The sequence below is a fragment of the Brevibacillus sp. LEMMJ03 genome (assembly GCF_007197875.1).
In the GTDB taxonomy this organism is placed as follows: Bacteria; Bacillota; Bacilli; order Brevibacillales; family Brevibacillaceae; genus Brevibacillus; species Brevibacillus thermoruber.
Genome location: NZ_VKJN01000003.1, coordinates 142,320 through 163,430 on the forward strand (window position 1 = coordinate 142,320; position 21,111 = coordinate 163,430).

A 21,111-nucleotide genomic window follows, 5' to 3' on the forward strand; every position below is an offset into this window, starting at 1 on the left:
GAAGAGGTCGCTCCCGTTTTTTCGATATGGACGGTTAGATCCATTTCTTTCGTTTGGCGAGCCAGAACAAGCTGCCGAAAACGATGATCAGGCCGCCCATGAGAGAAGCGGTGACCACCGGATTTACCTTGGACGGAGCCGGTTTGGCGCCTTCTCCGGCGGGCGCCGGGTTCGCGGTCGGGCCGTCTGTCTGTCCGCCGGCGGAATGGGCAGACGACTGTGCGGCCGGTTCTCCCTGTCCGGGAGATTGTTCCGGGGCCTGTGCGGCGGGGGAAACGGCCGACTGCCCAGGAAGGCTGCCGGACGTCGGCGTTTGTTGGCCGGCAGGGGACGAACCGCCTGCCGTCGTTTTCGTGCCGGCCGGAGAGGCCGTTCCCCCTTTCCACGGAAACAGCGGCTGGAGCGTGGAGCGAATCAGTTTGGTCTGCTTCAGGAACTCGTTCTTGTCGGAAGGCACGGTCCCCACGCCGAACAGGCCGGGATTGCCCAGCGCGGCCAGCGCTTTGTCGAAAGCGGCGAACGCCGTTTTAGAAGCGCTGTCACTGATGTACGGGGCGAGCACGTTGAGGGTCCCTCTGCCTTTTGCCAAAAGCAGCTTTGCCTTGGCGTAGTCGTCAAACTGCTGCTCGGCGTTTGTCAACCGGCGGTCGATGTTCTTCACCAGCAGCGCTTTGTAGTTGTGCAGGACGAGATCCTTGTTTTGTTGAGAAAAGTTCGCTTCCAGCGTCTGGGCGGTCTGTTGGCCAAACTCCAGGGCGATCTCGTTTTTGCGGCTGAGAAACGCCTGGTGGGCGCCGTTCCAGTCTTCCGGAGTCTGTTCCAGCTTGGCCGCGATCTCCTTGAAGCTCTCCGCGAGGTCTTCCTTGTTCGGGTCGCCGTAGGAATAGGCGAAGGCGGATGCGGGCAGAAGCAGCGCCAGAAACAGGGCGAGCAAGAGGCGCAGCGGCACGGAGCCTCCTCCTTTCTATCATTAATATAATGATAATCATTATCAAAACGATCTCCTCTCCTGATAATAAAGGGGCATCCCGTACGCGTCAATAAAGATTTTCATTCTCGATGAAAGGAGCACATGCCGTTCCATCCGTTTTTGGAAGTTGCTTACAGTCGCGAATATTTCTGAAAAACTCCCAAAAACGGGATTGACGGAGCCGCCGGCTTCGATGTATGATGTCCTCATCATCAAAAGCATAGTGGAAAACTTGGAATTACACATGCCTTCTTATCCAGAGCAGGCTGAGGGACTGGCCCGATGACGCCCGGCAACCGACTGTCAAGAGCATGCGGCTCTTGCGGCACGGTGCTAACTCCTGCAGGAATGTTTCCTGAGAGATGAGAGGTGAGCGAGCGAACCGCGCCTCTTTCCTCAGGGAAAGAGGCGTTTGTTTTTTCCGGTTTTTCCGTCCATGCCATCATTTTTCACGCACTCATACGGGGGGATGTACCAGATGAAAACGATGAAAAAATGGATGACAGCCAGTCTCGTCGCGGCCCTTTTGCTGACGGGCTGCACCAGTGAACAGCCGCCGGCGCCGTCTGCCCAGTCCGCCACGTCACAGTCGTCCCAGCCGGCGGCCGCGCCGCAGCAGCCGGCAGCCGCATCACCGGCGGCGTCTACCTCGGCGGCCATTCCGGCGGCAGTGGACAAACCGTTGAAAATCGCTCTGGTCAGCGAGTTCTCCATCGGGACGTTTTCCGCCCAGTACCTGCAGGGAGTCAAAGAGCAGGTGAGCAAATTCGGCGGCGAGCTGGTCGTCTACAACGCGGACGGCGACCTGGGCAAAATGGCGGCCCACCTCGACACCGCGGTCAACCAAAAAGTGGACGGGATCCTGATCAACCACGGCCGTGCGGAAGCGCTGCAGCCGGGCGTGGAGCGGGCGGTCAAGGCGGGGATTCCCGTCGTCGCGTTCGACAACGACCTGGACCAGGTGGACGGCGTCACCGTGATTGACCAGGACGACTACAGCCTGGCCTGGCAGGGGCTGAAAAACCTGGCCCAATCCATCGACGGGAAAGGCAACATCGTCTACATCTGGGTGGGCGGTTTTGCGCCGATGGAAAAGCGCAACCGCGTCTACGAGATTTTTCTCAAGCGCTACCCCAACATCAAGGAGATCGCCCGCTTCGGTTCGGCCACCCCGAACACGGCGCTGGACACCCAGGCGCAGATGGATGCGATCCTGAAAAAGTACCCGAACAAAGGCGACATCGCTGCCGTGTGGGCGCCGTGGGACGAATTCGCCAAAGGGGCTACGCGGGCGATCAAGGCGGCGGGACGGACGGAGATCAAGGTGTTCGGCATCGACTTGTCCGACGAAGACCTGCAGCTCATCCAGGAGAAGGACAGCCCGTGGAAAGCGTCGGCGGCGACCGATCCGGCCGACATCGGACGGGTGCAGAGCCGCTTCCTCTACCAAAAGATCGCCGGCGAACACACGCCCAAGTACTTCTCGCTCGATCCGCATCTGGTCAGCCAGGACAAACTGCCGGACAAACCGGTCAACATGTCCGAACTGGCTCAATACGTGAGCGGATGGGGACGTAGCGACGCCGCCGTCTCGCCGTGGATGGCCGCGCTGGAGGCTAAGCACAAGTGACAGGAACGGACAGATCAGGGAGGGATGCGAGATGACGGCCTCCATTTTGGAAATGAAGGGGATCGTCAAGCAGTACGGCGGGGTGTACGCCCTGCGCGGGGTGGATTTCACCGTGCGCGGCGGGGAGGTGCACGCCATCCTCGGGGCCAACGGGGCGGGCAAAAGCACGCTGGTGAAAATTCTCTCCGGCGCGGAGCAGGCGACTGCCGGCAGCATTCTGATCGACGGCCGCGAGCTTGCGGTCGCCGAACCGCGGGATGCCAAGCGGGCCGGCATCCACCTCGTGCAGCAGGAAGTGGACACGGGGCTGATTCCCTCCCTGAGCGTCGCGGAAAACATTCTCCTGGACCAATCCGTCTCCGCCGGCGGCTGGTGGCATTCGCCGAAGCGGACGGTGGAGCGGGCCCGACAGATTCTCAGCCGGTGCGGTTTTTCCCTGCCGCTTAAGGCAAAGGCGGAGGAGCTGACGCTGGCGGAAAAGCAGTTGGTGCTGCTGGCCCGCGCCGTGTCCCAGGACGTCCGCTTCGTCATCTTTGACGAGCCGACCGCGCCGCTCAGCCTGACGGAAGCGGCGGCGCTGTTCGAGCTGATCGCCAGCCTGAAGGCGGCCGGGTTGGGGATCGTCTACATCTCCCACCGGCTGCCGGAGGTGTTCGCCATCGCCGACCGCATCACCGTGCTGCGGGACGGCAGTCGGGTGTGGGAAAAGCGGACGGACCAGACCAGTCCGGAAGAAGCGGTGTCGGCGATGCTGGGCCGAAGCGAAGCCAATCGGGCGGACGACCGGACGGGGCGAGCAGGCGAAGTGCTGCTGGAAGCGAGAGAGCTGCGGATCGGCCACAAGGTGAAGCGGTTTGACGTCCAGGTGCGGCAGGGGGAGATCGTCGCCGTGGTGGGACTGGTGGGCGCCGGCAAGACGGAGGTGTCCCGCGCCCTGTTCGGCGCTGACCGGCTGGACGGCGGCGAGATCCGGCTGCGAGGACGGACCCTGCGCCTCCGCCATCCCGGTGAGGCGATCCAGAACGGCATCGCGCTGATTCCCGAAGAGCGGCGGCTGCAGGGCATTCTGGTGGAGGAGCCGGTGAAGCACAACCTGACGCTGGCCCACCTGCGGGCGTTTGCGCGGGGAGGCTTTCTTTCGGACAGGGCGGAGCGCGAGGCGGCCCAGTCCCTCGTGGAGCGGCTGGGCATCAAGACGGCCGGGCTGGACCAGCGGACGGGCAGCCTGTCCGGCGGCAACCAGCAGAAAGTGGCGATCGGCAAGTGGCTGTTGACCACGGCCAGCGTTTTCCTCTTCGACGAGCCGACCAAGGGCGTGGACATCGGCGCCAAGCAGGAGATTTTCCGCTTGATCAGGGAACTCGCGGACGAGGGCAGGGGCATCTTGTACTTTTCCAGCGAGATTGACGAAGCGCTGGCGCTGGCCGATCGCCTGATCGTGCTGGAAAACGGCCGGACCGCCGCGGAATGGAGCCGGAGCGAATGGACGGAAGGACGGATCACGGCCGAGACGGTGATGTTTTACATGAGTGGAGGGAATCATCATGGAAGCAGTGCTGCAGGGTGAAAAAACAAAACAGACGCGGGGTTCGCTGGCGCAGCGGTACGGTGCGCTCCTGGCCATTCTGGCCGTGATCGCGTTTTTCAGCATCGTCAACGAAAACTTTCTCAGCTACGCCAATCTGGTGGACATCCTGCGCTCCATTTCCATCGTGACGCTGGTGGCGATCGGGGTCACCTTTTCCCTGATCGTGGGCGGCTTTGACCTGTCCGTCGGTTCGACGGTCAGCGTGGCGACGGTGCTCTCCGCCTCGCTCATGGTGTGGTACCGGCAGGAACTGCTGGTGGCGGTGGCCGTTCCGCTCCTGGCCGGTCTGGTGATCGGGCTGATCAACGCGCTTTTGGTGGTCAAGGTGCGGATTCCGGACATTCTGGCGACGCTCGTGTCGCTGTACGTCTTTCAAGGCATTCACCTCAGCTACACGCAGGGCTTTTCCATCTACAACAACATGCCGATGGCCGACGGCACGTCCGCTCCCGGCATCATCATTCCGTCGTTTCTCTTCATCGGCCAGGGGGAAATGTGGGGCATCCCCGTCCCTGTCATCCTGATGGCGCTGGCCGTCGCCGGCGTGCACGTGTTTCTCAACTACACCCGTTTCGGACGGATGCTGTACGTCACCGGCGGCAATCTGGAAGCGGCCCGCCTCTCCGGCGTCCCGGTCAACAAGTACCGCACGCTGGCCTACATGCTGTCGGCGCTGTTCGCCTCCATCGGGGGAATCGTGCTGACGGCGCGGATCGGCACCGGCCAGGTGATGGCGGGATCGCCGCTGTTAATGGACGCCGTGGCCGCTGCGTTTATCGGGTTTTCCATCTTCGGGCAGGGCAAGCCCAACGCGTTCGGCACCTTTTGCGGCGCCATCCTGATGGGGGTATTGATGAACGGGCTGACGATGATGAACGTGCCGTATTACGCCCAGGACATCGTCAAGGGCCTGGTGCTGGCGGGAGCGCTGACGCTTACCTATCTGCCCAGGCTGAAAAAATAGGCGGGCGGCTGGCGGGCCGCTGCTGTCAGGGAAGCCGTTCTTTTTCCGCGGATGCGGCGGGAAAAGAATGGCTTTTTTTCTGGTTGTTGTAACATTTTCCCGTCTGTTTCGTTTGAATGGAGCGGAGGTGGATGATGAAACGGGAGACATGGGCGGATCTGTTCGCCGCGTACCAAAATCCCCTGTACCGGTACCTGTACCGCATGTGCGGCTCGCGGGAGGTGGCGGAAGAACTGCTGCAGGAGACGTTCTACCGGGCCATGCTCTCTTTCACGCTGCGCGATGCCAAGGCAGTCCGGGCCTGCTGTACAAGGTGGCGCGCCACCTCTACATTGACTGGCTGCGCCGACAGACGGCGGAAAGGAAAATGGTAGACAGCATCTGTCGACTCGTTGCGCGAGGGTATGCCGGGGGCGATCCGGAAACGGCGTACGAACAAAAGGAAGCAGCGCAAACCGTGGAGAGGATCATGCGGCAGCTGCCCGAGCGGATGAGGACGATCCTGTATTTGCGGGAGATTGAGGGGTTCTCCTATGACGAGCTGGCTGCCGCCATGGAACTGAACATGAATCAGGTGAAAGTGACGCTGCATCGGGCGCGGGAGAAATTTCGCGAGGTGGAAGCGCGGATGGAAAGGAGCGAAGAGGATGGGCGAAACGGGCAATAAGCCGGTGCTGCGGGATTGGCCGGAACCGGACGGCGGTTGGGACGAAAAGCGGGCCCGCCGGCTGGTCTGGAAGACGCGGATCGCGTTGTGGTTCAGCGTGTTGCAAATGGTGCTGGTGGTGTTCTTTCTGTACGCGGTGTATGCCATGGTGACCCAAGTTGTGTACGGGACAATGGGTATGGACACCCAGTTTGTCCGCTACGTGACGACGCTGGTGGAAACGCACCACGCCGGGTACCGGATTGACAAGCTGGATGATGACGACACGACGCTCTCCCCCTTGTTGACGCAGGAAACGAGGCTGACGCTGTACAAACAAATCGGGGAGTGGGGAGTGGTCGTCGGCAGCGTTCACGCCACAAAGCGGCTGTTTGGCGATGTCCGCTACGAAGTGAATTTTCAGCGAAAATACCTGGAGGAAGACGGGGGATTCTCATTTGCCGTTCCGCCGCAGCTCTTGGGGCAGCCGCTGCCGGAACGCAAGGAGACGGCTGACATGTGGGAACAGTGGAAGCACGTTGATGACGGGCATGTCGCGGAACTGGCGTTTTCCACCCGAGAGCCGATGACTCCGGAAAAGCTGCTGGAACTGCTCCGCCCGTACAACCTGAAGGTGCTGCAGATGCCGGTGTACGCCGGGGAACTGCAGGAATTTTCCATTTCCCACGCGAGCGCGGGCGGGTATGCGTTTGTCCCTCATCTGGTGCTGCGGCCGGCTGTGCAGTATCGGGGACGGGGAATGTCCATCCAGGATGACCTGAATCATTCGGTGGAGGCAGCCAAGGCGCAGCTTCCTGCCGACCTGGAGTGGCTGCTGGCCAACGGCAGCTACGACGGCAGGGACTACGACGAAAAGCGGCTGGCGTACGTGAAAAAGAACGGGATCACGGTGTACGGGGCCGTGGTGACCGGACCAATCCGCGAGTTGGAGCGGCTGCGGCAGGAGAAGATGTTCCACTCCTTTCAATTCGGCAGGATCGAGACATGGAACTGGTGACCGCTCCGGCGTTGCGCCGGGGCGTTGTTTTTTGCAAACATCGGCTGTCTCGGATTCTTCCCCCTTCTTTCCCACGTTCCGGCTGGATCGGCGCCTTTTGGGGGACGCTAAGGCGTGCGAAGGAGGGACGGGCGTGAAGACACGCAGGCTGATTTCGCTGGTGCTGTGCGGAATGCTGCTGTCAGGACAAGGGACGGCCGCGCTGGCCGGGGAATGGAGCAGGGCGGGGGAAGCGTTGGTACGGAAAGCCGATGCCGCAGAGGAGGCGAACCGCCGGGCGATCCGCTCCGAGCGGCTTCAGCGCCTGGAGCGGGCCGCCCGCTTTATCCTGGAGCGGCAGGACGAGCACGGGGCGATGAACGAATCGGGCTACATCAATACGGATTCCAACATGCTCTACGCCTTGATGGGCCTGATCCAGGCCTACGACCTGACCCGGGAGTCCGCCTACTGGCGGGCGGTGGAACGCGGTCTGTGGTGGCTGATGAGCGTACAGACGTCCGAAGGGGACTGGCACCTCTCGTACCGTCGCGAAGGGGACGCCTATGTGCCTGCGCTGCCGGGCAGCTACCGCCGGTTTGCGGCCATCCGGGGCGTCGACACCACCATGGCGCTGTTTCTGTACGTGGCCGGCGAAGCGGACAAGCGGACGAAGAACCGCGAGCTGAAGGCAAAACTGCGGCAGTCGGCGGAGCGGGCGTACCGTTTCCTCGTCCGGCACAATCTGGATGAAACGGACGGCCTGTTTTGGAGCTCGTATCAGCTTCGCGAGGGGAACGCGGACACGCCCTTGTCCGGCTACCGGCTGTACAAGGTGAAATACGCCGCCGACAACGCCGAAACCTATCTCGGGCTGCGGGCGGCCGCCGATCTGCTGGCGGACCCGCATGCGGATGCGATCGCGGAGCGGCTGAAGCGGCAGTTTTCCCGCTTTGTCGACCGGAAAAAAGGCGTGATCGCCGTCATGCTGGACGAGCGCGGAGAGACGGCCATGCGCCCCGCCTACGCCCGCTGGTTTGCCACCGGCTGGTCCGCCTGGCTTCTGCGGGAACGCTGGCTGTTTGCCCAACCGCTCTCCGTGATGGCTGACCACATGGATGACAGCGGCGCGTATCGCCAGTGGGAAGGGACGTTTACCCTGTCCACGCTCGCGTTTCTCTTGGGCAGCCAGGCCGTGCCGGTTCGGCCCGAGCGAATGCGGGACGGGGAGCGTTACTTGTTTTCCGTGCAGCAGCCAAACGGCGGATTGGCAGACGAAGCGGATGTCCCCAGCACGTACGTCAACCTGGCGGGGATGCTGCTCGTGTACCTTTCCCGGGAGCTTGCGAAAAAAAACTAGCGAATGGAAAAAAATTCTGGTTGATTTTTTCTTGTCTCCCCTGTATAGTATTGAATTGTCGCCACGGTGCGAAACAAATAAAAGATACGTGCCCTTAGCTCAGCCGGATAGAGCGTTTGACTACGAATCAAAAGGTCGGGAGTTCGAATCTCTCAGGGCACGCCATATGGTAAAGGCGAGAGCCCATCTCGCCTCCAGTCGGGAAGTGGCTCAGCTTGGTAGAGCGCTTGGTTCGGGACCAAGAGGTCGCAGGTTCAAATCCTGTCTTCCCGACCATTTTTATTTTTCCGGACGTGACGGATGCCGGTATGGCGGAATTGGCAGACGCGCGCGACTCAAAATCGTGAGGGAAACCGTGGGGGTTCAAGTCCCTCTGCCGGCACCAATACATCTCTTGCATACCCCAGCCCAAATGGGCTTTTTTATTTTTTCCAACCCACATGGGGCTGGTAAAAGGTACAGAATCAGCACACTCGGCCTATAAGCTGTCTTCAGGCAATGGTCGCAAGGTGTGAACAAAGGGGAAGCTGATGTGGCAACGCAAAAATTGACTGAATTATCAAACTGAATGACAGCAGGTTCACTGTTTATTCTCTTGAATCATGCAGCCTGGTTTGGCAGCTTCACATAAATTGCGGGCATCCCCTATATTTTTGCGCGGCGAAAGGCAGAAGATACATCTATAATTACCTTACATGAGATTGGTATGATACCTAGTCCAGATAGAACGTAAACAAGGAGAACACAAGAATGCAAACATGTCGCGATTTGATCAGAAGCGCTAGGCAGTTATTGCAAGACATGCCGGACCCCATGTGTATCATTGACCTTCATGGACGAATTCTTTGGGAGAATGAAGCGTTTCGAAAGCGATTTCAAGCGGTGGATCACAGAAATCGCGAAAGAGAGGCCCGTCGCTCGCATCATCATGCCATTCCCATCCGCAACGATGACGGCCAAACCATTGCCTTCACGGTTATTGTGAAAGATCGCTTGTCACAGACGACGGAGGAAAACATTACGGTTGCGCATGACGAAAGGTACAAAATAATCGCCGAAAATACTTCTGATACGATTGTTTTGGTTGATCATCAAGCAATTGTTCGCTATGTGTCACCCTCCCTGCAGCTCATCACGGGTTATCGTACCGAAGAGTATGAAGGAATGGATGCCTTTGACATCATCCATCCTGATGACAGGGAACGAGTCCGTTTCGCACATGATCAGGCTGTCCAAACAAAGGAGTCTGTGGACATCGAGTATCGTGTCTATCACGCCCAAGGCCATGTGATTCACATAGAAGCCCGTGTAAAACCTGTGCTGGACTGCGATGGGAATGTAAAGTATGTCGTGGCGGTAGCGAGAGACGTGACGAAACGGAAAAAGACGGAGGAACTGTTGGAAAATATATTGGATAATGTCAACGCGGCGGTTTGGTCGACGGACAAAGATTTTAACCAATACACGTTTTGTTCGGAGAGTATGGAAAAGATTTCGGGAATACCGAGGGAGGAAATCCTGTTTAATCCGATTCGATTACACGATCATATTCACCCTGAAGACAACGCGATTCTCATGGGAGAAGTAAAGGCGAAGCTTGATTTGGGAATCCCGGTCAGCCAGGAATTTCGTTTTATCCACGTCGAGGGAGAAACCAGGTGGGGCAGACTCATTGTCCATCCGTATGTAGATCATGCCGGCGTAATCGAACGACTTGACGGCATTATTTTGGATATCACGGAAAAAAAACGTTCAGAGCTGGCATTGGAAGAAAGCGAACAAAGGTATAAGTCTTTATTTGAAAATAACTTGGACGGGGTATTTTCGATCGAATTAAACGGTTTCTATTTCGTAAATGCCAATCGTTCCTTTGAAACGATCACCGGGATTCAATTACATCAACTATCGGATCGCTGCTTTCTGGGGTTAATTTACGATGAGGACCATGCTTCCGTATATGAAACGCTTCTCCAAGTGATGCAACAGGGTGAACCGAGGGATATTGAATGCCGCCTTGCAAACATGAGGCAGGGTGAGAAAATTGTAAGCATCACGTTCGTGCCGATCTTCCTCTCGGGGAAGTTAAACGGCATCCATGGAATTGTAAAAGACATTACGAAAAGGAAACATGATGAAAGAGAGCTCATCAAAAGCGAAGAAAGGTACAAAGCGCTCCAGCAGAGTTTAAATCGTTTCTCTACAGACCTTGCAAACGTTATGAAGGTATCGGATTTGGAGAACCGGCTGATCGACGAAGTGAAGTCCGTACTTCATGTCACAAACGTATCGATTGAGGAAGTGCCGAGGGGGCAGGAGCATGCCCTGAGAAACGAGCAGGATATCTGGGTCAAAATCGGCGAAAAGCGGCAGCCGGTCTACCTCCGGATCGAAACGGATCAATCATTTCTTAAAATCGAGAAAGAGTGGCTTGAAACGGCTGTTCATTACGTTACGATTCTGTACGATAACCTTCACCTTCTCGAAGATCTGATGAAGCGGCTTGAAGAATTGGTGTCGAACAATGAAACGCCCAAATGGATGCTGAGGCTGCTGTTTAGACTGTCCGAGAAAGAGAGGGCCGCGCTGTCCAGTGACTTGCACGATTCGGTGCTGCAGGATCTGATTATCTGGTATCGCAAGTTGGAATCGCTACGATCTTCGAAAGTCTTCGAGGACAATACGGCGCGGGAATTACTCCAGATCGAAGAAGGACTGCTGGATGCCATTCATCAGATCCGAATCACATGCAACGAGCTGCGTCCGCCGTTTCTTCTCAAGATGGGTTTGGTGGAATCGTTGAAAAGTCTCTTTTCGTACACGCGAATGTTCTCCAATTATGAAATTGAATTTTTCGCCGAACAGTTGGGCGCTTCTTTAAACGAAGAGCAGATTCTGGGCGTGTATCGGATTGTTCAGGAGCTGTTACACAATGCGACCAAACACTCCAAGGCCTCGAAAGTGACGATAGCACTAACCGGCACGGAAGATCACATTACTTTTTCTTATTCTGACGACGGGATTGGAATGGATATAGCCGCACTGGAAGGCTCATTTCAGCATATGGGGATTGCAGGAATCGAAAAAAGAGTGCTCAGCCTCGAAGGTAACGTGCAATTCCATTCCGCTCCCGGGCAAGGGTTTCACGTCATGATTCAATTTCCCAAAACTATGATGGCAAGGTGAACGGTATGGAAATCTTATTGGTTGACGATCATCGCTCGGTCGTTGAGGGAACGAAAATGCTGATTGAATCCGAGCCGGACATGAATGTTACGATTGAGACGGATGTTTATTGTGTCAGCGACTTGGTACGCCTCAAAAAATTTGACGTCATTTTATTTGATTTATACATGCCGAAAATAAACGGCGCCGATTTGGCGCGCAAAGTGCTCGAGGTTGTCCCCGATGCCGTAATTCTGATCTATTCAGGGTTCGAGATCGCGCCTCATTTCAATTTGTTAATGGAATCGGGCGTTTCCGGCTTTATTGCCAAAACCTCCACCCGTGAGCAGCTCATTCAAGCCATACGCTGTGCTTCGAGGAAAGAGGCGATTGTTCCCATGCATCTGCTCAAGCAGCTAAGGCGTCAGGAAATTGTTGTGCAAGGGGAACCGGGGCGCGAAGAAACAACGATCACCCAAGAAGAAGACAGGCTGCTACGTGAATTGGCGAAAGGAAAAAGCAATAAAGACATATCAAAAACGTTAATGATTAGCCAACGTTCCCTGGAATATAGCCTGACGGAGCTCTTCCAAAAGCTTCATGTCAGTTCGAGGGTCGAGGCCATCAAAAAAGCCAAGCGTTTGGGGATTCTCCCCACAGAGGATTTATATTAGGGATTGTTTACAAGAGCCGGGACATACCGGCTCTTTCGTTTTGTGAAACGAATACGTGATGATAAATTGCGCGGCGGACGCAAATATTTGCGGGGGGATATGCATTGTTTGCGCGTTCACCTGTCTCTTCCTGAATTATGATGATTCCGTACCAAACAAGGATTTCGCTAACAAAACAGGAGGAGGGCCACAAACGAATGAGCTTTTATGAGGCAAGACCAATCATGAATAAAGGGAGGCGCTTCGTTGTGAATAAACGGATGATCTTCATGCTGTTCATGTCCTTATTGCTGACGGCATGCAGTTCGCAGCCATCCAGGGAGAACGTGGAGGTGGCAGTGGCAAGCGATTGGCTTGTGGCGGACAACGTGGAAATGCGATGGACGATTAAAGACGGACAGACGTCCGAAACCGGGCGGGGGACACTCATCCGGCTGGACATTCAAAGGGACGAAGGAAAACCGATCGAGGAGTTCGATACCATCCATGAAAAGCTGCTGCACTTGATCGTGATAAGCAAAGATTTATCCTATTTCAACCACATTCATCCCGAATACAAAGGAAACGGCGTATTTGAGACAGTGAACGTCTTCCCCGCAGGCGGTGAATATCGACTCATTGCCGATTTCAAGCCGACCGGCGGAGACTTCATGACGAAGATGGCATGGGTGAAACTCGGAGGTGAACCTGCAACTCCGGTCCCGATTGTACCCGATGCGAATTGGGTCAAAACCGTTGAAGGCAACCGGGTACGACTTTCGATCGACCGGATGGGGGCAAATGAAGAAACGACTCTTACCTTTTCCGTCACGGATGAGAAAACCGGCCAACCCGCTACGGACCTCCAGCCTTATTTGGGAGCGATCGGCCATGTGGTCATTCTATCGGAGGATGGAGAACAGTATGTGCACGTTCACGCCGTAAAAGGGCAGGGAACGGGACCGGATGCCGTGTTCATGACGCAGTTTCCGAAGAGCGGTATCTATAAGATTTGGGGACAGTTTCAAAAAGACAATCATGTGTTTACAGTCGCATACGTCGTGAATGTCCCCTAAGGCGGGCGGAAGCGACTGTGCAGTGAAGCGGATCCAGGCGGGGGAACGAGAAGTCATCGAAGAGTCAATCATCCAATTAATATTGGATATGAAGGAGATTGATCCGGATGTTGAGGTTTTTGTTACGAATCGCCGTTTATCTAAGTGTTGTCGTTGTGTTGATGGGAGGAGTTATAGCCAGCGGATATCTGAGTTCTCAGAAAGCGTTTTGGGGCTCGGTTCGCCAAGAACCCGTTCCTTCTTTGCAAGGAGTGCAGAAACCCCAGCATGATCCCAATAAACCTACGGTTGTTGTTTTGTTGGGAAATGAAAATACGGAAGGATTAGATTTCATGATTCCGTACCAATTGTTTTCGATGACCGGCGCATACAATGTATATGCCGTTGCCGAGGACAATCAGGTGAGGTCACTGACAGGCGGTTTGGATGTGGTGCCGCACTACTCTTTTAAAGAAATGGATGAACTGTTGGGAAAAAGTGCCGACATTATCGCGATCCCCTACATGACGATGAGGGACCCGAAGAGCTATGAACCTGTCCGTAAATGGATACTGCAGCACAAGGAAACCACTTTAATAAGCATTTGCGCCGGCGCGGACAATCTTGCCGCTACCGGGTTATTGGATGGCAAATCAGCAGCAACGCACTGGCAAACGATGCCGGTCCTTACCAAGAAATATCCTGAAGTGAACTGGATAAATGATCAACGTTTTGTGTCTAATGGCCCGAACCTCATATCCTCAGCAGGTATATCGTCAGGAATCGATGCCGTCCTCTATGTTATCTCGCAACAACTTGGCGAACCGATGGCAGCAAAAATAGCGAATGAATTGAAGTATCCTTCCTATCACTTCGTTCAAAATCCGAAGGTAGAACCATTTTACGTCGATCTGCGCTATGCAACCTATGTATTGAACAACGCTTTTCAGTGGAGCAAAAATAAGGCGGGTGTACTGCTGTATGACGGTGTGGAGGAAATGGCACTGGCTTCCGTATTTGATATCTATGCCGACACCGGAACAACAAGGGTCCTATCCGTCTCAAGTTCGGAGCAGCCCATCGTGACAAAACACGGACTGAATGTGATTGCCAGACATTCGATGTCCAATCTCCCAAAACTGGATAAAATGATCGTTCCCGGCATCGAGGCAAGATCATTGGCAACGGAGGAATTGAAAAGCTGGAACGAAAAGGGGAATACCATCGAGCTTCAGTTCGTTCATGCCGATTCCCCGGATCGGTTTATATTCGAAGTTCAGCTTGAAGATTTAGCCAAGCAAGAGGACCTTCTTACAGCGAAACATGCGGTGAAACGACTCGAATTTCGGGCTAACGATTTCCAGCTTGTAGGAAAACCGTTTCCTCTTGAAACGTATGGAGAACTGCTGCTAACCTTAGCCGTATCGGTTCTGGTCGCCTTTTATCTGGACAGACGCTTCATTTTGAAACGGAAACGTTTGTGCTGCGGTCGTCGCAGCGAGACGCTGAGCTGAATATCCATGCGGCATTCAAGCGTAACGCCGGTATGGTGAAGGGAAAGTGGCTTTCAGGCAGCAAAACAGACCGCCAGGATGTGATCTCCGGCGGTCTGTCTGTAATCAAGCCACCCAGCCCAATGCCCGCGCTGTCTGCGCGATGACAAACGTCACGGCAACCGCGATGGACAGCGGGATCAGGGCGGACAGCACGGTCCATTTGACGCTTTTGGTCTCTTTGTAAATGTTGATCAGGGTCGTGCCGCAGGGATAGTGCAGGAGCGAGAACAGCATCATGTTCAGCGCGGTCAGCCACGTCCAGCCGTGCGCCAAAAAGATGTCCTTGATATTGTCCATGCCGTCCGTGTCCACCATCGCGCCGGAGGACAGATACCCCATCAGGAGAATCGGCAGGACGATTTCATTTGCCGGCAGCCCGAGCAGAAAGGCCATGAGGATGTACCCGTCAAGTCCGAGCGCGTGGGCGAACGGCTGGAAAAAGGAAGCCAGATGATTCAAAATGCTGTTGCCGCCCACGGTCACGTTGCCCAAGATCCAGGTAATCACGCCGGCCGGAGCGGCGACGACGACTGCCCGGGTCAACACGCTCAGGGATTTGTCCTTGGAAGCGAGCAGCACGGTTTTGAGCATCTGCGGCTTCCGGTACGGCGGCAGCTCCAGCGTGTAGTGGGTGGGGACGCCGCGCAGCGCCGTTTTGGACAGAATCCAGGAGACGGACAGCGTGACGACGATGCCGATCAGCACCATGCCCATGACGATGAGCGCCGTGACGAGCGTGTGGTACTGGCTGGCGACACCGGCGGCCACGAACAGCGAGGCCAGCAGGATCAGCGTCGGCCAGCGTCCGTTACAGGGGACGAAGTTGTTGGTCAGGATCGCAATCATCCGCTCCCGCGGCGATTCAATGATCCGGGTGGAGATGATCGCCGCCGCGTTGCAGCCGAAGCCCATCGACATGGTCAACGCCTGCTTGCCGTGCCCGCCCGCCTTTTTAAACAACCGGTCCATGTTGAACGCGACCCGCGGCAGATAGCCGAAGTTTTCCAGCAGCGCAAAGATCGGGAAGAAGATCGCCATCGGCGGCAGCATGACGCTGACGACCCAGGCCGTCCCGCGGAACAGCCCGAGCACGAGCAGGCCGTGCAGCCAGTCAGGCGCGTGAACGGCCTGAAACGCGGCCGTCAGATACCCTTCGATAACGCCGAACATGTCGGCCAGCATCCCGGACGGGACGTTGGCGCCGGCGATGGTGATCCAGAACACGACGCCGAGAATCGCCAGCATGATCGGGAAGCCCCAGATGGGCGAGGTGACGATTTTATCCAGCCGATACGTGCTTTCCAGCTTCTTGGGGTCTTCGTAGCGGACGGCCTCCCGGCAGATGTTCCGGGACGTCTGGTAGATGTCGCGGACGATTCCGTCGCGGATCGCGTCTCCGCCGGCCATGCTCTGGGCCAGGGCAAACAGCGAATCGAGCGAGTCCGGCCTCTCAGTGGCAAGAGATCTGTTCATGGGGGACAACCTCCTTCAAGCCGGGTGCTGCGACGGTGTCGAGGTGCGCCTTGAGGGAGGCGAGCAGCTTCTCGTCGCCGTCCAGCAGCCGGAGCGCAATCCATCTGGGCGGAAAACGCGTGCCCAACAGGCGCAGGATATGCGGTTCCAGCTCCTTGATTTTCCGCTCGATTTCCGCGCTGTAGGAAATCGTCACGGGCTGCGGGATGATTTTGCCGGACGCCACTTTTTCCACCTGTTCCAAAAGCTCGTCGATCCCCGTCCGGTTGCGGGCCGAGATGGCGACCGTCGGCACGCCCAGCTTTTGTCTGATCCTGGTTACGTCGACATGAACGCCCAACCGCTTCGCCTCATCCATCAGGTTGACGCAGAGGACGACGCGGTTGGTCATCTCCAGCACCTGCAGCGCCAGGTTCAGGTTGCGCTCCAGCGACGTGGCGTCCACGACGACGACGGTCACGTCGGGCTGTTCAAAAATGATGTAATCGCGCGCCACTTCCTCGTCGGCGGAGTTGGAATACAGCGAGTAGGTGCCGGGCAGGTCGATCACCCGGTAGGTGACGTCGTGGTGGACAAACTCGCCGGCGGCCGTCAGCACCGTTTTTCCCGCCCAGTTTCCGGTGTGCTGGCGGAGGCCGGTCAGCGTGTTGAACAGCGTGCTCTTTCCGGTGTTGGGGTTGCCGGCCAGGGCGATTGTGTACATGCGCATGTTCATTCACCTCCCAAGATGTTTCCGAATATCTGCGAACTCTCTTCCCTGCGCAGGGCGATCGTCGTATTGTTCACGCGAAACGCGACCGGATCGCCGAGCGGACTTTTCTGCAGGACCTCGATGACGTTTCCCGGGACGAATCCGAGGTCGAGCAGTCTTCGCCGCAGGACCCCCTGCACGTTGATTCCGGTTAAAACAAGCCGCATTCCGGTTTTTGCCTCGGAAAGCGGGATTGTGGTCGAAGCCATGTGATGCCACCCCCTGTGCTTTTCGCATGGGACAAAATGTTTGCCGAGGGCAAATTTTTGCTTACAAAATATGTGCCAATGTTGGATCAGGTTCTTACTGTTAGTATAGTACAATTATTTTTTCTTAGAAACAAAAAGTTTCTCCGGTGCAACATTTCGTCCTTTGGGCAACACTCCTGGCTGCCGATGGAGAGCGGCAGGCATTCGGCACGACTTTGGCTCATTTGTCTGCTATAATGGAAATCGTAACGGTTCTCTTTTGGGGTGGTGACTGGATGGTATCAAACGAGATGCAGGATGCCTGTGACGAGACGTGTCAGGGGTCGGAACCGACGGCCGCTGAAATAAAGGAAGCCATGATGGACGACGACACGGCCGGGGCGCTCGCCGATCTGTTTCGCGCGCTGAGCGATCCTACCCGGGTCAAGATCATTTACGCCCTGCTGCACAGGGAGCTGTGCGTCCACGACATCTCCACGGCCCTGGACATGGGGCAGTCGGCGGTGTCGCACCAGCTCCGTTATCTGCGAAATCTGCGCATCGTCAAACGGCGAAAGGCGGGAAAAACCGTCTTCTACTCGCTGGACGACGATCATATTGAACAGATATTCGTGCAGACGCTTCAGCACATGAAACACGGCTGATCGTCCGAGGCCCGCTTGCTTGGCAGGCGGGTTTTTTGTTTGCGCTGCGGCCTGCATGCGCGGCTGGCCTCCCGGGGAAAATGGTGTTGACGTTTTGCAGCCGGAAAAAATATGATGATCTTGAGGATGAAATACATGAACAATTAATCATATGTTTGAGTGGGGTGGAACGAATGGCCAAAACGGACGAGTGCTGCAAAGCGGCCTCCCACGCGGAAACGGGATGCTGCGGGAACGGTACAGCCGTTGAGACCGTCAGCGAAACGCTGTCCCTGACCGGTCTGCACTGTGCCGACTGCGCGGCAAGTCTGGAGAAAAGCCTGGCCCGGCTGCCCGGGATGGCGCGGGCGGAAGTGAACGCCGCCGTCGCCAAGGCAAGCGTCAGCTACGATCCGCATCGGACGACGCATGAGGAGATTGTCGGCACGATCCGGAAACTGGGCTACGACGTCGTCCCGCAGCAGCGGGGGACGGCCACGGCTCGCTTCCGCATCCGCGGGATGGACTGCGCCGATTGCGCGCAAAAGCTGGAGAAAAAGGTGGGAGCCCTGCCCGCCGTGCATCGCGTCCAGGTCAATTTCGGTGCGGCGATCATGACCGTCGAGCACGACGGGACGGCGGTTGACCGCGTGATCGACACCGTCCGCCAGGCGGGCTACGAAGCCGTCCGGGAGCAGGAAGCGAACAGGCGGGAGGAGGAGCGGGGCTTTTGGCGGCAGAACAAAAAAGCCTGGTCGACCGTGACCGCCTCCCTCTTGTTTCTCGCCGCCTGGAGCCTGGGATTCGCGCCGGCGGCACCGGAGCCGCTCATCACGCTGCTCTACGCGCTGTCCATCCTGGCCGGCGGCGTTCGCATCGCCAAAAGCGGCCTGTACGGCCTCAAGTCGCGCACGGTCGGCATCGACTTCCTGATGACGATCGCCGTCATCGGGGCGGTGGCGATCGGCGAGTGGGCGGAGGGAGCGGCGGTGGTCTGCCTGTTTTCGCTGGGGGAAACGCTGGAAGCCTATACCATGGACCGGACGAGACGATCGCTGCGCAGCCTGATGGAACTGGCGCCGGCTGAAGCGCTCGTCCTGCGCGACGGTCGGGAGATGACGCTTCCGGTGGAACAGATCCGCGTCGGCGATACGATTCTGGTCAAACCGGGGGAAAAGATCGCGATGGACGGCGTCGTGACCGACGGGCGGTCGTCCGTCAACCAGGCGCCCATCACCGGCGAGTCCGTTCCGGTGGAAAAGGGGGCCGGAGACGAGGTGTTCGCCGGCACGATCAACCAGCAGGGGGCGCTGACGGTCAGGGTGACCAGACGGGCCGAGGACAACACCTTGTCCCGGATCGTTCATCTCGTGGAAGAAGCGCAGGCGCAAAAAGCGCCGTCGCAGCGCTTTGTCGACGCCTTCGCCAACTATTACACGCCGGCGGTGATCGCCGTGGCGGTCGCGATTGCCGTCGTTCCGCCGCTTCTGTTCCAGCAGCCGTTTGCGGACTGGTTTTACCGCGCGCTGATGATGCTTGTCGTCTCGTGCCCCTGCGCGCTGGTCATTTCCACCCCCGTCTCCATCGTCTCCGCCATCGGCAATGCCGCCCGCAGCGGGATTTTGATCAAAGGGGGCGTCCATCTGGAACGGCTCGGTGCCGTTTCGGTGATGGCCTTTGACAAGACGGGGACGCTCACCCAGGGGCATCCCGAAGTGACCGGGATCATTCCCGTGTCCGCTCTGACGGAGGCGGAGGTTCTCGCCATCGCCGCCGCCGTGGAAGCCCGGTCGGAACACCCCTTGGCGGCAGCCATCGTCCGCAAGGCGAAGCAGGAGGGCGTGGCCATCCCCGAAAGCGATCAGTTTGTCTCCGTCCCCGGCGGCGGGGTGAAAGCCCGGGTGGACGGTATCACGTACGTGCTCGGAAACCCGCGGTGGATCTCCGGCGACGTGGGGCTCTCGCTGGAGCGCGTCGAGCAGCGGATCGAGCAGCTTCGCGAGACCGGCCACACCTTGATGGTGCTGGGCACGGAACAGCAGGTGGTGGCGCTGATCACGCTGGCCGACGCGGTCCGTCCGTCCAGCAGGACGGCGATTCGGGAACTGCGCTCCCTGGGGATCGAGCGGGTGGTCATGCTGACCGGGGATCACCGGGGCACGGCCCGCGCCGTCTCCAGCGAGTTGGGGGGCATCGACTGCCATGCCGAACTGCTCCCGGAAGACAAGCTCACCCTCATCCGGGAGTGGCAGTCTGCTGGCGCCGGCGTGGCCATGGTGGGAGACGGCGTCAATGACGCGCCGGCGCTGGCTGCGGCGACCGTGGGCATCGCCATGGGCGGTGCCGGATCGGATACGGCGCTGGAAACGGCCGACATCACCCTGATGGCGGACGATCTGTCCAAACTGCCCTACGCCGTCAGCCTCAGCCGGCGGACGCTGCGCATTATCAAGCAGAACATCGCGTTTTCGCTGCTGGTGAAGGCGGTCTTCCTGCTGATGATCGTGTTCGGCTGGTCCACGCTGTGGATGGCCGTGCTGGCCGACACGGGAAGCTCCCTGATCGTGATCGCCAACGGCATGCGGCTGCTGCGGTCCGCCGACCGCTCCCGTCCGCTCCCGGTCCGCGCCGGGCAGGCGGCGGGCTAGGCGGCAGCCCGCTGCTGCCTTTTTCCGCGCGAACTTGGTAGAATGAAGGGGAGACGAGCAAAAGGAGGCTGATCGCCGTGCGACTGAGAGGAAAACGGGTCGTGTGTTTTGTGGAACAGGAATTCGAGGATTTGGAACTGTGGTACCCGGTGATGCGCTTGCGGGAGGAAGGGGCCGTGGTGCACCTGGCCGGCCCGCAGGCGAACCAGACGTACCTGGGCAAATACGGCGTGCCCTGCCAGACGGACAAATCCCTGTCCGAGCTGAATCCGGCCGAGTACGACGGCGTACTGGTGCCGGGAGGCTGGGCCCCCGACAAGCTGCGCCGCTATCCGGAAGTGCTCTCCTTTGTCCGGGCGATGCACGAGGCGAAAAAGCCGATCGGCCACATCTGCCACGCGGGCTGGGTGCTGGCGTCGGCGAAAATCTTGCAGGGCGTCACCACCACGTCCACGCCCGGCATCAAGGACGACCTGGAGAACGCCGGCGCGATCTGGGTGGATGAAGAGGTGGTCGTGGACGGGCACATCGTCGGTTCCCGCCGTCCGCCCGATCTGCCCGCCTATGCCAAGGCGTTTGCCGATCTGTTGGCCAATCGCTGACACCGAGGAGAGAGTGGCGTCAGAGACTGTCCTCTGCTGCAGATGCTGCAGAGGATGGTCTATTTTTTTGCGGTCATTCCCGCTTTTCGTTTTTCCACGGCGGATCGCCGTATGCGCGCAGCTTGCGAAACATGCTGCGGACGGTCCACGGAATCAGTACGGACAGGACCGCCCCGGTGAATGTCATGAACGGGGGGAGCATTCCGAAAAGCTTCTGCCACATG

General features: G+C 57.8%; 19 protein-coding genes, 3 tRNA genes and 1 riboswitch. Of the genes, 17 read left to right on the plus strand and 5 right to left on the minus strand.

Features of this window, described 5'->3' with window-relative positions; genetic code table 11:
- Positions 1-34: 34 nt before the first annotated feature.
- Positions 35-949, minus strand: coding sequence for a hypothetical protein (locus tag FOI68_RS05385; protein WP_143862555.1), 915 nt, complete (start codon positions 947-949; stop codon positions 35-37).
- 270 nt (positions 950-1,219) lie between these two features.
- Positions 1,220-1,339: riboswitch (SAM riboswitch) on the plus strand.
- Positions 1,340-1,457: 118 nt separating this feature from the next.
- Between FOI68_RS05385 and FOI68_RS05390 the strand changes: the two genes are divergently transcribed.
- The 14 genes from FOI68_RS05390 to FOI68_RS05450 all read left to right on the plus strand — a co-directional run bounded on the left by FOI68_RS05390 (position 1,458) and on the right by FOI68_RS05450 (position 14,539).
- Entirely contained in the window at positions 1,458-2,600 is a 1,143-nt protein-coding gene (locus tag FOI68_RS05390) for a sugar ABC transporter substrate-binding protein (protein ID WP_044897306.1), read from the plus strand.
- Between the two features lie 31 nt (positions 2,601-2,631).
- Complete coding sequence (locus FOI68_RS05395; RefSeq protein ID WP_143862556.1) at positions 2,632-4,167, plus strand: sugar ABC transporter ATP-binding protein; 1,536 nt, start codon at positions 2,632-2,634, stop codon at positions 4,165-4,167.
- The gene (locus FOI68_RS05400; RefSeq protein WP_051188132.1) at positions 4,145-5,152 is read left to right on the plus strand and encodes an ABC transporter permease; all 1,008 of its coding nucleotides are present in this window, start codon (positions 4,145-4,147) and stop codon (positions 5,150-5,152) included. The genes FOI68_RS05395 and FOI68_RS05400 overlap by 23 nt, the downstream gene beginning before the upstream one ends.
- 131 nt (positions 5,153-5,283) lie before the next feature.
- A complete protein-coding gene (locus FOI68_RS23900; RefSeq protein ID WP_255433373.1) occupies positions 5,284-5,526 on the plus strand; it encodes an RNA polymerase sigma factor in 243 nt (80 codons plus the stop codon).
- Positions 5,466-5,819: an RNA polymerase sigma factor gene (locus tag FOI68_RS05405; protein WP_255433374.1), complete on the plus strand. Its 354-nt coding sequence runs from the start codon at positions 5,466-5,468 to the stop codon at positions 5,817-5,819. The genes FOI68_RS23900 and FOI68_RS05405 overlap by 61 nt, the downstream gene beginning before the upstream one ends.
- Positions 5,800-6,816 carry an anti sigma factor C-terminal domain-containing protein gene (locus FOI68_RS05410; RefSeq protein WP_143862557.1) on the plus strand — a complete coding sequence of 339 codons (1,017 nt, stop codon included), beginning with the start codon at positions 5,800-5,802 and terminating at the stop codon, positions 6,814-6,816. Before FOI68_RS05405 ends, FOI68_RS05410 begins: the two co-directional genes overlap by 20 nt.
- Positions 6,817-6,949: 133 nt before the next feature.
- A complete protein-coding gene (locus FOI68_RS05415) occupies positions 6,950-8,155 on the plus strand; it encodes a prenyltransferase/squalene oxidase repeat-containing protein (protein WP_143862558.1) in 1,206 nt (401 codons plus the stop codon).
- Positions 8,156-8,243: 88 nt separating this feature from the next.
- Positions 8,244-8,320, plus strand: a tRNA-Arg gene (locus tag FOI68_RS05420).
- 34 nt (positions 8,321-8,354) lie between these two features.
- A tRNA-Pro gene (locus tag FOI68_RS05425) sits at positions 8,355-8,431 on the plus strand.
- Positions 8,432-8,457: 26 nt separating this feature from the next.
- A tRNA-Leu gene (locus tag FOI68_RS05430) sits at positions 8,458-8,540 on the plus strand.
- Between the two features lie 365 nt (positions 8,541-8,905).
- Positions 8,906-11,338, plus strand: coding sequence for a sensor histidine kinase (locus FOI68_RS05435; RefSeq protein WP_143862559.1), 2,433 nt, complete (start codon positions 8,906-8,908; stop codon positions 11,336-11,338).
- A gap of 5 nt (positions 11,339-11,343) precedes the next feature.
- Positions 11,344-11,991, plus strand: a complete 648-nt coding sequence (locus FOI68_RS05440) for a response regulator transcription factor (RefSeq protein ID WP_143862560.1) — start codon at positions 11,344-11,346, stop codon at positions 11,989-11,991.
- A gap of 248 nt (positions 11,992-12,239) precedes the next feature.
- A complete protein-coding gene (locus tag FOI68_RS05445) occupies positions 12,240-13,046 on the plus strand; it encodes a hypothetical protein (protein WP_143862561.1) in 807 nt (268 codons plus the stop codon).
- Between the two features lie 107 nt (positions 13,047-13,153).
- Complete coding sequence (locus tag FOI68_RS05450; RefSeq protein WP_143862562.1) at positions 13,154-14,539, plus strand: DJ-1/PfpI family protein; 1,386 nt, start codon at positions 13,154-13,156, stop codon at positions 14,537-14,539.
- Between the two features lie 105 nt (positions 14,540-14,644).
- Here the strand turns inward: FOI68_RS05450 and FOI68_RS05455 are convergent, their stop codons facing one another.
- The 3 genes from FOI68_RS05455 to FOI68_RS05465 are packed head-to-tail and all read right to left on the minus strand — an operon-like array spanning position 14,645 to position 17,014.
- Positions 14,645-16,054 (minus strand): nucleoside recognition domain-containing protein, encoded by a 1,410-nt coding sequence (locus FOI68_RS05455; RefSeq protein WP_143862563.1) that lies wholly within the window; start codon positions 16,052-16,054, stop codon positions 14,645-14,647.
- Positions 16,032-16,763, minus strand: a complete 732-nt coding sequence (locus tag FOI68_RS05460) for a FeoB small GTPase domain-containing protein (protein ID WP_143862564.1) — start codon at positions 16,761-16,763, stop codon at positions 16,032-16,034. The genes FOI68_RS05455 and FOI68_RS05460 overlap by 23 nt, the downstream gene beginning before the upstream one ends.
- A 2-nt stretch (positions 16,764-16,765) precedes the next feature.
- Positions 16,766-17,014 carry a FeoA family protein gene (locus FOI68_RS05465; protein ID WP_029098560.1) on the minus strand — a complete coding sequence of 83 codons (249 nt, stop codon included), beginning with the start codon at positions 17,012-17,014 and terminating at the stop codon, positions 16,766-16,768.
- A 275-nt stretch (positions 17,015-17,289) separates the two neighbouring features.
- On the opposite strand from FOI68_RS05465, the gene FOI68_RS05470 reads away from it, so the two are divergent.
- From FOI68_RS05470 to FOI68_RS05480, 3 genes are all read left to right on the plus strand, one after another.
- Positions 17,290-17,658, plus strand: a complete 369-nt coding sequence (locus tag FOI68_RS05470; RefSeq protein ID WP_029098561.1) for an ArsR/SmtB family transcription factor — start codon at positions 17,290-17,292, stop codon at positions 17,656-17,658.
- 173 nt (positions 17,659-17,831) lie between these two features.
- Positions 17,832-20,285 carry a heavy metal translocating P-type ATPase gene (locus tag FOI68_RS05475; protein WP_143862565.1) on the plus strand — a complete coding sequence of 818 codons (2,454 nt, stop codon included), beginning with the start codon at positions 17,832-17,834 and terminating at the stop codon, positions 20,283-20,285.
- A 77-nt stretch (positions 20,286-20,362) separates the two neighbouring features.
- The gene (locus FOI68_RS05480) at positions 20,363-20,887 is read left to right on the plus strand and encodes a type 1 glutamine amidotransferase domain-containing protein (protein WP_029098562.1); all 525 of its coding nucleotides are present in this window, start codon (positions 20,363-20,365) and stop codon (positions 20,885-20,887) included.
- Between the two features lie 73 nt (positions 20,888-20,960).
- On the opposite strand, the gene FOI68_RS23300 is transcribed toward FOI68_RS05480, so the two are convergent.
- A complete protein-coding gene (locus FOI68_RS23300; protein WP_185973877.1) occupies positions 20,961-21,110 on the minus strand; it encodes a hypothetical protein in 150 nt (49 codons plus the stop codon).
- Between the last annotated feature and the right edge of the window lies 1 nt (position 21,111).